Raw genomic sequence first — 13,635 nt, 5'->3', positions numbered from 1 at the left:
TAATTCGCCCATTTTATTTTATTAAATTAGAATTTGATTTCATTTTCATATGATAAATGTCATATTTATAGTTAAATCTTATTTGGAATATTTGTTAGATTAAAAAAGAAACAAATTATGACTGAGCAGAGCTGTTTTCATTGCGGGATTGACATTCCTAAAAATGAAGAAATCAATTTTGATGAAAAAAAGTTTTGTTGTGCCGGCTGTAAAACGGTTTACGAGATTTTTAGCCTGCATGATTTAACCTGCTATTATGATTTCGAAAAATCGCCAGGCGCTACACCTCAGGACATTCAGGGGAAATATGATTTCTTAGACAATGAAGCTATTACGTCAAAAATAATCGATTTTCAGGAAGGAAATACTTCTATTGTTTCTTTAAATATTCCGCACATACATTGCAGTTCTTGTATTTGGATTCTGGAAAACTTAAACAGAATTCAGCCGGGAATTTCAATTTCACAAGTTAATTTTCCACAAAAAAGAGTCCGCATTACTTTTAACTCTGAGCTTGTATCTCTTAAATCAATTGCTTATTTATTGAGCTCAATTGGTTATGAACCCTATATAAGTCTTGAAAACTATGAAACCGGAAAAAACAATGTTGACCGAAGTCTTACTTATAAACTTGGTGTAGCTTTCTTTTGTTTTGGAAATATCATGTTGCTTTCATTTCCGGAATATTTTGAAATCAAAGAATTTTGGTTGGATAACTATAAACCGTTTTTCAGAATTTTGATTTTTCTTTTGGCTTTGCCGAGTTTTTTATATTCAGCAAGCGGTTATTATGTTTCGGCTTATAAAAGCATCAAATCAAAAATGCTGAATATTGATATTCCAATCGCATTGGGAATTATTGTTATGTTTATCAGAAGTACTTTTGATATTGTCATGAATTACGGAGGCGGTTTTTTTGACAGTTTAACTGGTTTGGTTTTCTTCATGCTTCTTGGAAAAATGTTTCAAACTAAAACCTATAGTTTTTTAAGTTTTGAAAGAGATTTTAAATCGTATTTCCCAATTGCAGTTACCAGAATTAATTCAGATACTTCCGAAGAAAGTGTGCCGATTTATGATGTTTTAAAAGGAAATAGATTATTGATCAGGAATCAGGAATTGATTCCGGTTGATGGAATTTTGATCAGTGAAAAAGCGGATGTTGATTACAGTTTTGTGACTGGTGAAGCAGTTCCGATTACGAAAAAATCAGGAGATAAAGTATTTGCCGGCGGAAAACAGATTGGAAAAGTTATTGAAATGGAAGTATTGCATTCGGTTTCCCAAAGTTATCTTACCCAACTGTGGAGCAATGAAATTTTCCAGAAAAAAGTAGATCAAAAACACAAAACAATTACCGATAAAATAAGCCGTTATTTTACTCCTATACTATTATTAATCGCTTTTGCAGGATTTGGCTATTGGATATTTATTGATGCTAATACTGCTTTTAATGTTTTTACAGCAGTTTTAATTGTCGCCTGTCCATGTGCGTTGGCACTTACTGCACCATTTACTTTTGGAAATATTCTAAGAATTATGGGCAAGCAAAAAATGTATCTTAAAAATGCTTTAGTAATCGAACAATTAGCTAAAGTTGATACAATAGTTTTTGATAAAACGGGGACAATTACGACAAACAAAAAATCGAATATTGTTTACGAAGGAATGACGATTTCTGATGAAAATATGATTTTATTGAAAAATGTTTTGCGAGCTTCAAATCATCCTTTGAGCAGAATGCTTTATGATTTCCTGCCAGAAACAAAACGAATCAAAATTGAAGAATTTGAGGAAATTACTGGAAAGGGATTATTAGCTAAAACAGAAAATAAAATAATAAAAATCGGTTCAGCCGTATTTGTTGAAAGCCCGGATTTGGATTCTTCTGAAATTGAAAAAACGGCGCTGCATATTAGAATTGGAGATGCTTATTTTGGCCGATTTAATTTCCAAAATCAATATAGAGATGGTCTTGCAACGTTATTTTTAACTTTAAGTAAAAAATATAAATTAAAAGTTCTGTCAGGAGACAATGACGGAGAAAGAGCTAATCTCGAAAAAATTCTGCCAGAAGGTACAGAACTTATCTTTAATCAAAAACCGGAACAAAAATTAGAATTCATTAAAAATCTGCAAGATAAAGGTCAGAATGTAATGATGGTTGGAGATGGTTTAAATGATGCCGGGGCATTAGCGCAAAGCAATGTTGGCGTATCAATATCAGAGAATGTAAATGTCTTTTCACCTGCCTGTGATGCAATTTTAGATGCAAATGAATTTTCACGCTTAAATTACTTTTTAAAGCTTTCTCATAAATCAATTTTGATCATCAAAATGAGTTTTGTTTTATCCTTGCTTTATAACGTGGTCGGGCTTGCTTTTGCAATAACTGGAAATCTTCTTCCATTAGTCGCCGCCATTATTATGCCATTGAGTACAATTACTATCGTAAGTTTTGTGACTTTAATGTCTAACTGCTTCAGTTCTAGTAATTTAAAATGATTTTAAATAATTCCGAAGTATTTTTTTACTAAATTTAACATAAGTCTTTTGACTATGATAATTATCATATTTTATGCCATGGTAACCTGTTAATTTTGTTAACATAATTTTAAAGGTATGAGTGTAATTTATCTATTAATTTCGGTTAGTATTTGCGTAGCAATTGGCTTCTTCATTGCTTTCATCATCGCTGTCAAATCTGGACAATACGATGATGATTATACACCATCTGTCCGAATGCTTTTTGATGACGAGACAAAAAACATCCCTCAAAAAAATAATCCACCAACCGAAGAAAAACAAGTTTAATTATGGAAATGGAACAGTTTTATTACGACAACAAAATTGTAAAAAAATTCATTTACGCCACTATTCTTTTTGGGGTAGTAGGTATGTTAGTAGGGCTGACCTTAGCGGTTATGTACCTTTTTCCCAACATGACAGATGGGATTTCGTGGCTAAGCTACGGCCGATTAAGACCTTTGCATACTAATGCAGTTATTTTTGCCTTTGTCGGAAATGCCTTTTTTGCGGGTTTGTATTACTCGCTCCAGCGTTTGCTGAAAGCCAGAATGTTCAGTGATTTTTTAAGTAATCTGCATTTCTGGGGTTGGCAGTTAATTATTGTTGCTGCGGCTATTACCTTGCCATTAGGCTATACCTCATCAAAAGAGTATGCCGAGTTAGAATGGCCTATTGATATCGCAATTGCCTTGATTTGGGTAGTGATGGGAATCAATATGATAGGTACAATGCTTCGCAGAAGAGAAAGGCATTTATATGTTGCTATTTGGTTTTATTTAGCCACTTTCGTAACTGTTGCTGTTTTACATATCTTTAATAATATTGAGTTGCCAGTTTCTGCTTTAAAAAGTTACTCCGTTTACGCAGGTGTTCAGGATGCGCTTGTACAATGGTGGTATGGGCACAATGCGGTTGCGTTTTTCTTGACAACTCCATTTTTAGGATTGATGTATTATTTTATTCCTAAAGTAGCAAATCGTCCTATTTATTCTTATAGATTATCTATTATTCACTTTTGGTCATTAATCTTTATCTATATCTGGGCTGGGCCTCACCACTTATTATATTCTGCTTTGCCAAACTGGGCTCAGAATTTAGGTGTAGTATTTTCAGTAATGCTTATTGCTCCGTCATGGGGAGGTATGATCAACGGACTTTTAACTTTAAGAGGTGCGTGGGATAAAGTTCGTGAAGAACCTGTTTTGAAATTCTTCGTTGTAGCTATTACAGGATACGGAATGGCAACTTTTGAAGGTCCAATGCTTTCTTTCAAAAATGTTAATGCTATTGCACACTATACAGACTGGATTATTGCACACGTACACGTTGGAGCTTTAGCATGGAACGGATTTATGTCATTTGGTATTATCTATTGGCTGATTCCACGAATGACAAAAAGCACTTTATTTTCTAAAAAACTAGCTAATTTCCATTTCTGGATTGGAACTTTAGGAATTATATTGTACGCATTGCCAATGTATGTGGCAGGTTTCCAACAAGCTTCTATGTGGAAACAATTTAATCCAGACGGAACTTTGACATACGGGAATTTCCTTGAAACAGTTACCGCGATTATGCCTTTATACTGGATGAGAGCAATTGGTGGAACTTTGTACTTAATCGGGATGCTGACTTTGGTTTATAATATCATAATGACAGTAAAAGCGGGAAATACAATTGAAGATGAATTAGCACAGGCTCCAGCATTAGAAAGAATCAGTAGCAACAGATTAAGTGGAGAAAAATTTCACACTTGGTTAGAAAGAAAACCTATTCAATTGACCATATTGGCTACGATTGCAATTTTAATTGGAGGTATCATTCAAATTGTACCAACAATTATGGTTAAATCAAATATCCCGACAATTTCAAGCGTAAAACCTTATACGCCTTTAGAACTTGAAGGACGTGATTTGTATATCAGAGAAGGTTGCGTAGGTTGTCATTCACAATCAGTTCGACCATTTAGAAGTGAAGTTGAAAGATATGGACCGCAATCAAAAGCAGGAGAATTTGTATATGATCATCCATTTTTATGGGGATCAAAACGTACAGGTCCGGATTTATTAAGAGTAGGAGGCAAGTATAATGATAATTGGCACTTCAATCACATGTGGAATCCGCAAAGTACTTCTGCCGGTTCAATTATGCCAGGTTACAAATGGTTGTTTGATAATAAAGCTTTAGATATTTCATTGACTCAAAAGAAAATGCAGGCAATGGTTTCACTTGGTGTTCCATATTCAGAAGCTGAAATTGCAAACGCTCAGAAAACATTGAGAGATCAAGCTGTTAAGATTGAGAAGAGCTTAGAAAATGATCCTGATTTTGTAAAAAGTTATGAGGATAGTAAAAAGAAAGCTGCTGCAAAAGGTGAGCAATTTGTTCCAATGAACGAAAGAGAAATTGTTGCTTTGATTGCATATATTCAAAGACTTGGTACTGATATAAAAGTAAAAGATACTGCTAAAAAATAAGGCTATGTTTGAACAGATAAAACACAATATGGAGACAATATCGGGTATAGAAATTTACCCGATTCTTTCTCTCTTGATCTTCTTTTTATTTTTTGTTGGATTAGCCTTTTGGGTGTTTTCATATAAAAAAGACAAGATTAAAGAAATGAGTGAAATTCCTTTAAATGAGGACTTGGTATAATTTCTAAAGATAAATAAAATGAAAAAATTTTTCCCAGTATATGTAAGAGTACCACTTATTTTCTTCATCGGTTTTGCTTTGATGGAGTATTTTATTGATTCAGGTGATAAGCCAGCTTTTATAAAATTTCCAATGGTTTCTGTCTTTTTGATTGTATTTCTATTTGTCTTGGTTGCGATTGAAATTACATTAAGTGCAGTTAATCGAGTGATGTACCATTTGATGTCGCCTGAAGAAAAAGCAAAATTGGATTACGAAAATAGTCTAAGTTTAAGCGAAAGCACTTGGTTCAAAGAGTTGATGCACAAGCTGACAAAAACTCCGCCAATGGAGAAAGAAGGCGAGTTGCTTATGGATCATGATTATGACGGAATCAAAGAGCTTGATAATAATTTACCGCCTTGGTGGGTGTATTTATTCTATATCTGTATCATTTTTGGTGCTGTTTATCTTGTTCATTATGAAATTTTAGGAGGAGATGATCAGGAAACAGAGCTTAAAAAAGAAATGGCTCAGGCTAAAATTGATGTTGATGAATACCTAAAAACAGCACCAGATTTAATGGATGAAAAAACAGTTGTTTTACTTACAGATGAACCAAGTTTAGCAGCTGGTAAAGAAATTTTCATGACAAATTGTGCAGCTTGCCATAGAGCAGATGCCGGAGGACAAATTGGTCCAAACTTGACTGATGATCACTGGATTTTAGGTGGTGGTATCAAAAATGTTTTCCACACCATTACAAATGGAGGACGTGACGGAAAAGGAATGGTTTCATGGAAAACAAACGGTATGAAACCAAAAGATATTCAAAAAGTAGCTAGTTATATTTTGTCTTTACAAGGAAGCAACCCTAAAGATCCAAAAGAAGCTGAAGGAGAGGTTTGGGTAGATGAAAGTGCTCCAAAAAAAGATGCCGCAGCTACAACAGCAACAACTAGCCCAAAAGATAGTACAGAAGTTAAAAAATAAAAATCATGTCAAATTTACCAGACGAAGCTTTTAGAGATACCATTGGAACAATCGATGACAGTGGTAATAGGAAATTTATTTTCCCTAAAAAACCGTCTGGTAGATTCTATGATTATAGAAAGATTGTCAGCTATGTTTTATTGGCTATTTTAGTTGCAAATCCATTTATAAAAATCAACGGTAACCAATTTATGATGTTCAATGTTATTGAACGTCGTTTTAATATTTTTGGTTTCCCATTTTGGCCTCAGGATTTCTATCTTTTTGTAATATCAATGCTTGTTGGGGTTGTTTTCGTAATTCTGTTTACAGTCGTTTTTGGAAGGATTTTTTGCGGATGGATTTGTCCGCAGACAATTTTTTTAGAAATGGTTTTTCGCCGAATTGAATATTGGATTGATGGCGATCGAGGTTCTCAATCACGCTTAGCCCGACAAGAATGGAATGCAGAAAAAATTAAAAAAAGGCTCTTAAAATGGACTGTTTTCTTTTTGATTTCTTTCGGTATTGCAAATGTATTTTTAGCCTATTTGGTTGGCAGCGATCAATTGTTTTTAATGATTGAGCAAGGTCCTTTAAAGCAGGCAAGCAATTTTATAGCATTGCTGATTTTTACAAGTGTTTTTTACTTTGTTTTTGTCTGGTTTCGTGAACAGGTTTGTATAATTGCCTGTCCGTACGGACGACTTCAAGGGGTTCTTCTCGATAATAAATCTATAAATGTTGCTTACGATTTTGTTCGTGGTGAAAAGGAAGAAGGACGCGCAAAATTCAATAAAAAAGAAGATCGAGCATTAACAGGAAAAGGAGATTGTATTGATTGTTTCCAATGTGTGCACGTTTGTCCAATGGGAATTGATATCAGAAACGGAACACAATTAGAATGTACAAACTGTACGGCTTGTATTGACGAATGTGATAATATAATGGAAAGCGTAGGTTTGCCAAAAGGCCTTATTCGTTACGCTTCAGAAGATGAAATAGTTAAAAAAGAACCTTTTAAATTCACAAATAGAATGAAAGGTTATACAGCCGTTTTATTCATTTTATTAAGTGTTTTTGTTGGAATGCTATTTTTAAGAACTAATGTAGAAGCGATTATTTTACGTTTACCAGGACAATTATTTCAGCATAAAGGCGATAAAATAAGTAATGTTTACACTTACAAAATCGTTAATAAAACAATGAATGATTACAACGATATTCATTTTGAGTTAATTGACCAGAAAGGTGAGATAAAAAATGTGGGAAATAAAAACTTCAAAATTAAAAGGGAAGAAACTGCACAGGGAACTCTTTTCATAGAAATCAATGAAGCAATCTTGGAAAGCGATAAAACCACAGTAAAAATTGGTGTTTACAACGGAAAAGAATTGCTTGAAACCACAAAAACAAACTTTTTAAGTCCGAGAAGTTTTAATTAAAATAGTACTGTCATGAAAATAAATTGGGGAACTGGAATTGTTATAGCTTTTGCTCTTTTTATGAGTTTTATATTGTATTTCGTTTTTGAAGTACAGTCTAATGCTAAATACGACAATGATTTGGTTGTAGAGGAATATTATAAACATGATTCCCATTTTCAGGAAGAAATGGCGCGTGTTCAAAACGCGCATGATTTACAGCAAAAACCTTCAATTACTTTTGGAGAAGAAGGTGTAAAAGTGGTGTTCCCATCAACTTTTGAGAGCGATAAAATCTCGGGAAATGTTTTATTATATCGCCCTTCAAATAAGAAATTTGATTTTAATACTAAAATTGCCTTGACAAACTCAGCTTTATTTATTCCGAAAGATAAATTGATTAAAGGACGTTGGGATGTTAACATGGAATGGCAGTATAACGGAACAAAATACTTGACCAAAGAAGTGATTTACGTAAATTAATTTACAAATGTTGTATTCTGCATTCATATTAGGTCTTATAAGTAGTCTGCATTGTGTGGGAATGTGTGGGCCAATTGCTGTAATGCTTCCGGTTGATCATCAGAATGAAGCCAAAAAAGTAACGCAAATTATCACTTATCATTTAGGGCGTTTGACCGCTTATGCTTCAATAGGTTTGATCTTTGGTTTATTAGGTCGTGGCTTTTTTATGGCAGGAATTCAGCAGAAAATATCAATTTTGATTGGTTTAGCAATGATCGCTGTGGTTTTGATTCCTGAAAAAACATTTGTCAAATACAACTTCTCAAAACCGGTTTATAAAGTAATCTCAAAAATTAAATCAAGTTTAGGAAGTCAATTTAAAAAGAAAAGCTACAAATCACTTTTTGTAATTGGCTTATTAAATGGTTTTCTTCCTTGCGGAATGGTATATGTAGCTTTATTTGGTGCAATTGCGATGCAAAGTGCCAGTTTAGGCATTCTCTACATGTTGCTTTACGGATTAGGGACTATTCCTTTAATGACTATTGTGGTTTATATTCATTCTCTATTAAAATTGCCGTTTCGAAATAAAATTCAGAAGGCAATTCCCTATGTTGCCGTTTTTATTGGTGTATTGTTTATTTTGAGAGGTTTGGGATTAGGAATTCCGTATTTGTCACCTTCAAATATGAGTTTGTTTGTTCAACAGACACCAAATTGTCATTAAACTTTTATCAAATGATGATTAAACTGTCATCGAAAACAAGTTCGTTTCAGGTGATTTCCTTTTTAAATGTAAATCAAAAGCCATACAAATATTGCGGACGAAAGGTCTTCCGGTTTCTGTAATTTTAATTTTGTTTTCTTCGATTATAATCAATCCATCATTTTCAATTTCTTTTAAAGCCAATAACACTTCTGGTAATTCTTTGAAGTATAAAGAATCTTTGCTCCAGGAAGTTTCAAGTTCGCAGGTTAGATTTAAAATGTGTTTTCGAATAATCAGATCTTCATCATTTAAAATATGACCTTTCACAACAGGTAATTGATTGCTTTCTAAAATTTGATAATATTCTTCCAGGGTTTTAGTGTTTTGGGCAAAACTATACCAGCTGTCGCTGATTGAAGAGACGCCCAAACCAATCATAAGTTGTGTTTTTGAAGCGCTATAACCCATGAAATTTCTATGCATTTTTTTGCTGTGTGCAGATTGAAACAAGCTGTCTGAAGGCAGAGCAAAATGATCCATTCCAACTTCATGATAACCATTTGCAGAAAGTAATGTTTTTCCGATCTCATAAAGCATTCTTTTTTCGGCATCTTTTGGCAAGTTTTCTTCGTTAAAACCGCGTTGTCCGTTTCCTTTGATCCATGGCACGTGTGCGTAACTGTAAAATGCTAATCGGTCTGGTTTTAACGAATTTGTTTTTTCAATTGTATCGACAATATTTTCTAAAGTTTGAAACGGAAGTCCGAAAATAATATCATGGCCAATTGATGTATAACCAATTTCTTTAGCCCAAAAAGTTACTTTCGCAACATTGTGAAATGGTTGAATACGATGAATGGCTTTTTGAACTTTTTCGGCATAATCCTGCACGCCAAAACTTACTCGGCGAAAGCCTAAATCATATAATTTTTTAAGTTGTTCGTAAGTAGTATTATTAGGATGTCCTTCAAAACTAAATTCATAGTTTTCAGCTTTATCAGCTAGTTTAAGAATACCATTTATAAGATTTTCTAAATTTGAAATTGAAAAGAAAGTTGGAGTTCCTCCGCCTAAATGAATCTCTTTTATAAGTGGTCTTTGAGGAAGAAGCTTGCAATACAAGCTCCATTCTTTTAAAACCGCATCGATATAAATTTCTTCAACAGAATGATTTTTTGTAATTCGTTTGTTGCATCCGCAAAAAGTGCACATGCTTTCACAAAATGGTAAATGGATATATAAACTGATTCCGTTTTGCGTATTACTTTCTAAAAATGATTTTTGAAAAGATGCTGTCCATTTTTCCAAAGTAAAATCGGTTTCTTTCCAATATGGAACGGTTGGATAACTTGTATATCTTGGACCTGGAACGTTGTATTTCTGAGTCAGTGAAATTTTCATAAATAAAACATTTAGAGAGATATCAAAATTACTTTACTGTCTCAAAAATTAAAATGATAAATATCATATTACTGACAAAAAAAAGAGACTCAAAAATTGAGCCTCTTTACTGAATTAAATAACTAACGTGAAATAGAATCTTGGATGATTTTAAGCCATTTTTTTGCAAAAACATGATCTTGATAAGCGCTAATTTGCTTGATGCGGTCATCATCAAAATCATAGAATGGTATGGTGATTTTTTGAGAAGTTTCGTTTTGCTGAAATTCAAAATCTATTTTTAGAATAGTATCAGAATTTCCGTCTGTTGTTAAAACTAATTTGCAGGAAGAAACACTTTTTAAGTCGACAAAAGTTGATTCTTGCTGATTTGGATTAAAATTCATTAAAATGAATCTTTTGTTTTTTTGATCCAGAGTAAGCGTTTTATTGCTTTGAGATTCAGTCAAATCAAAATCTTCAGGATGAGTTGAGTTGAATTTCTTTTTGATATTTAGGATTTTAGATTTATTTGCAGCGCTCGTTCGTGCTGAAAAATAGATTGGAATTGCGACTATAATTGCAATCACAGCACCAATTATGGTTACACTTGTTTCCATTTTTGATTTTTTAATTTGATAAATAATATGAAATTATAAACAGTTTTCAGATAGAAAACGGCCTTAAGACTTGTGAAAGAAAAGATTTCTTTCGAATAAAAATTTCAGAGATTTATTTACCAGAAAAAATGGAAAGCGTAGAGCATTAAAGAGATTTTCTTGCTCTGAGTCGAAAATTGACGAGTAAAATTAAATGCTGATTTAACAGCTTTATGTTGTGGAACGACTGACAGTAAAGAATCAAACCATTTTATTACTGCAGGATATTCTGTTTTAATGCTTGCTGCAAATTGGTAACTTGCCTGAGGCTGAATAAATGCAGAAGAATCAGGAGTATCTTTGGAGAAGTTAGTATCTGTTTTTTGACTCTCAATTTGTTGCATAGGAACATCACTTGCCTGTGTGGCAAAGAATGCTATAATCAAAAGTGATATAAACAAGACGGTCTTACGAATCCAATTCATGGTGGCGAATTTAGTTCATAAAACACAATAAATAAAATTTTGAAGTGCTAATTAAGTCTTAAAAATGCTTTTTTGTTTTATCCTCAACCTAAATAGATAAGTTGAGGATAAAAGTATATTATTGTTGCATTTTAAAATAATAATCGGCGGAATGCTTTCCCCCGCCATAAAATAGAAAGAAAATGCAAAGCAGTAAAACTGCAATTGCAAGAATTAGGCTTTCAGAATGCATTCGTCCCATGAAGTTTACTAAAACTGCTCCAAAAAGGATAGGCAGTTGTGCGGCAATAGCCCAACGGGTGAGCAGACCGAAAACGATCATTATTCCTCCAATCATATGTGCGGGCGCAATATAATGCAGAAGGAACATTCCGCCTCCAAACTGATCGATTGGAGAAATTAAATCATGCAGATATTGAACGTTAGTTACAAATGAAACTCCTTTCATAAATAAAAAAACACCCAATACGATACGTACTAAATCTACTGGTAAATAAGTGTGCGCATTTGCCCATTTATTCAAGCTTTTTACATTTTCCATGACATTGCGTGATTAAAAATTGTTTATTAAAATTACTAAATTTTAATAACATATTTAATAATAAGTCGTTGAAAATGAGTTTTTTGGTGTTTATTTAACTTAAAATGAGAATTTCGGAATGCTTTAAACCTGAATAACGCCTAAATTAAATGGTTTTTGAATAGGAGCGTGGTTTGCAGCCTCGATTCCCATTGAAATCCATTTGCGTGTATCAAGCGGATCAATGATTGCATCTGTCCATAATCTTGATGCGGCATAATAAGGCGAAGTCTGTTCGTCGTAACGTGCTTTTATTTTGTTGAATAGCTCTGTTTCTTTGGCTTCATCTACAACTTCTCCTTTTGCTTTGAGCGAAGAAGCTTCAATTTGTGCCAAAACCTTAGCAGCTTGCGTTCCACCCATCACGGCAAGTTCCGCGCTTGGCCAAGCAAATATTAATCGAGGATCATAAGCTTTTCCGCACATTGCGTAATTTCCTGCACCATAAGAATTTCCAACAATCACTGTAAATTTCGGTACAACAGAATTACTCACGGCATTTACCATTTTTGCACCATCTTTGATTATTCCTCCATGTTCAGATTTTGAGCCTACCATAAAACCAGTAACGTCCTGTAAAAAAACTAATGGAATTTTCTTTTGATTGCAATTGGCAATAAAACGGGTTGCTTTGTCGGCACTATCAGAGTAAATTACGCCTCCAAATTGCATTTCGCCTTTTTTAGTCTTAACCACTTTTCGCTGATTCGCAATAATTCCAACTGCCCAACCGTCAATTCTGGCGTAACCTGTAATGAGAGATTGTCCATAACCTTCTTTATAAGCTTCAAATTCTGAATTATCAACCAAACGATTGATGATTTCCATCATATCATATTGTTCTGTACGGGCTTTTGGTAGAATTCCGTAAATATCTTTTGGATCCAAAGCAGGTTTTTCAGCTTTGATTCGGCTATAGCCAGCTTTGTCGAAATCACCAATTTTATCTACAATATTTTTGATTTTGTCCAAAGCATCCTTGTCATCTTTAGCTTTATAATCAGTAACTCCGGAGATTTCGCAATGTGTTGTGGCACCTCCTAAAGTTTCATTGTCGATAGTTTCACCAATTGCGGCTTTTACCAAATAACTTCCCGCAAGGAAAATACTTCCGGTTTTGTCTACAATCAAGGCTTCATCGCTCATAATTGGCAAATAAGCGCCACCGGCAACACAGCTTCCCATAACGGCAGCGATTTGCGTAATTCCCATACTGCTCATTTGGGCATTATTTCTAAAGATGCGTCCAAAATGTTCTTTATCTGGAAAAATTTCATCCTGCATTGGCAGATAAACGCCTGCGCTGTCAACAAGATAAATTATTGGAAGTCTGTTTTCTATAGCGATTTCCTGCGCACGTAGGTTTTTCTTTCCTGTAATTGGAAACCATGCACCCGCTTTTACAGTAGCGTCATTAGCAACAACAATGCATTGTTTACCTTTGATGTAGCCAATTTTTACCACGACGCCACCAGAAGGGCAACCGCCATGTTCTTTGTACATTCCCTCGCCTGCGAAACCACCAATTTCAATATTTTCTGAATTTTCATCCAATAAATAAGCGATGCGTTCACGAGCTGTCATTTTTCCCTCGGAATGAAGTTTTGCAATTCGTTTTTCGCCTCCGCCCAGTTTTACTTTAGCAAATTTTTGTTTTAATTCTGAAAGTAGTAATTTATTGTGATCTTCGTTTTTATTGAAGTTTAAATCCATGATATAATATTGATTTTACAAAATAGTGTTGGCTAATTTACAAAATCAATTGAAATAAATGAGTTGCTTTACGAATTAAGAAAAAGTTTGTAAATGTTTTTTCAGATTTTTTCAAAACGACTTCAAGAATTATAAACCGATT

At 33.8% G+C, this 13,635-nt stretch carries 13 protein-coding genes; 8 read left to right on the top strand and 5 right to left on the bottom strand.

The genetic code is table 11. The annotated features are described in order from the left end of the window. The first annotated feature begins 117 nt into the window (after nt 1-117). From GQ47_RS11400 to GQ47_RS11365, 8 genes are all read left to right on the top strand, one after another. The gene (locus tag GQ47_RS11400) at nt 118-2,505 is read left to right on the top strand and encodes a heavy metal translocating P-type ATPase (RefSeq protein ID WP_035648552.1); all 2,388 of its coding nucleotides are present in this window, start codon (nt 118-120) and stop codon (nt 2,503-2,505) included. Nucleotides 2,506-2,622: 117 nt separating this feature from the next. Continuing rightward, nucleotides 2,623-2,814 (top strand): cbb3-type cytochrome oxidase assembly protein CcoS, encoded by a 192-nt coding sequence (gene ccoS, locus GQ47_RS11395; protein ID WP_035648550.1) that lies wholly within the window; start codon nt 2,623-2,625, stop codon nt 2,812-2,814. A gap of 2 nt (nt 2,815-2,816) precedes the next feature. Beyond that, a complete protein-coding gene (ccoN, locus tag GQ47_RS11390) occupies nt 2,817-5,006 on the top strand; it encodes a cytochrome-c oxidase, cbb3-type subunit I (RefSeq protein WP_035648549.1) in 2,190 nt (729 codons plus the stop codon). 4 nt (nt 5,007-5,010) lie between these two features. Beyond that, on the top strand, nt 5,011-5,187 hold the full coding sequence (locus tag GQ47_RS11385; RefSeq protein WP_035648546.1) for a CcoQ/FixQ family Cbb3-type cytochrome c oxidase assembly chaperone: 177 nt from the start codon (nt 5,011-5,013) through the stop codon (nt 5,185-5,187). A gap of 18 nt (nt 5,188-5,205) precedes the next feature. Further along, on the top strand, nt 5,206-6,159 hold the full coding sequence (locus tag GQ47_RS11380; RefSeq protein WP_035648543.1) for a cbb3-type cytochrome c oxidase N-terminal domain-containing protein: 954 nt from the start codon (nt 5,206-5,208) through the stop codon (nt 6,157-6,159). 5 nt (nt 6,160-6,164) lie between these two features. After that, nucleotides 6,165-7,583, top strand: coding sequence for a cytochrome c oxidase accessory protein CcoG (gene ccoG, locus GQ47_RS11375; RefSeq protein ID WP_035648540.1), 1,419 nt, complete (start codon nt 6,165-6,167; stop codon nt 7,581-7,583). 12 nt (nt 7,584-7,595) lie between these two features. Beyond that, complete coding sequence (locus GQ47_RS11370; protein WP_035648538.1) at nt 7,596-8,045, top strand: FixH family protein; 450 nt, start codon at nt 7,596-7,598, stop codon at nt 8,043-8,045. 7 nt (nt 8,046-8,052) lie between these two features. Then, a complete protein-coding gene (locus GQ47_RS11365; RefSeq protein WP_035648537.1) occupies nt 8,053-8,754 on the top strand; it encodes a sulfite exporter TauE/SafE family protein in 702 nt (233 codons plus the stop codon). An 18-nt stretch (nt 8,755-8,772) separates the two neighbouring features. On the opposite strand, the gene hemN is transcribed toward GQ47_RS11365, so the two are convergent. The 5 genes from hemN to GQ47_RS11340 form a co-directional block, all read right to left on the bottom strand. Then, nucleotides 8,773-10,137, bottom strand: a complete 1,365-nt coding sequence (gene hemN, locus GQ47_RS11360; RefSeq protein ID WP_035648535.1) for an oxygen-independent coproporphyrinogen III oxidase — start codon at nt 10,135-10,137, stop codon at nt 8,773-8,775. A 122-nt stretch (nt 10,138-10,259) separates the two neighbouring features. Then, entirely contained in the window at nt 10,260-10,736 is a 477-nt protein-coding gene (locus GQ47_RS11355; RefSeq protein WP_035648527.1) for a hypothetical protein, read from the bottom strand. A gap of 116 nt (nt 10,737-10,852) precedes the next feature. Next, the gene (locus GQ47_RS11350; protein ID WP_035648525.1) at nt 10,853-11,200 is read right to left on the bottom strand and encodes a hypothetical protein; all 348 of its coding nucleotides are present in this window, start codon (nt 11,198-11,200) and stop codon (nt 10,853-10,855) included. Between the two features lie 118 nt (nt 11,201-11,318). Then, nucleotides 11,319-11,741 (bottom strand): DoxX family protein, encoded by a 423-nt coding sequence (locus tag GQ47_RS11345; RefSeq protein ID WP_035648523.1) that lies wholly within the window; start codon nt 11,739-11,741, stop codon nt 11,319-11,321. 123 nt (nt 11,742-11,864) lie between these two features. Further along, nucleotides 11,865-13,493, bottom strand: coding sequence for an acyl-CoA carboxylase subunit beta (locus GQ47_RS11340; RefSeq protein WP_035648522.1), 1,629 nt, complete (start codon nt 13,491-13,493; stop codon nt 11,865-11,867). Nucleotides 13,494-13,635 lie beyond the last annotated feature (142 nt).

Source organism: Flavobacterium sp. ASV13 (genome assembly GCF_000745775.1).
Classification (GTDB): domain Bacteria; phylum Bacteroidota; class Bacteroidia; order Flavobacteriales; family Flavobacteriaceae; genus Flavobacterium.
The sequence above is the reverse complement of the archived record's forward strand: the minus strand, read 5'-3'. Positions and strand labels throughout refer to the sequence as shown.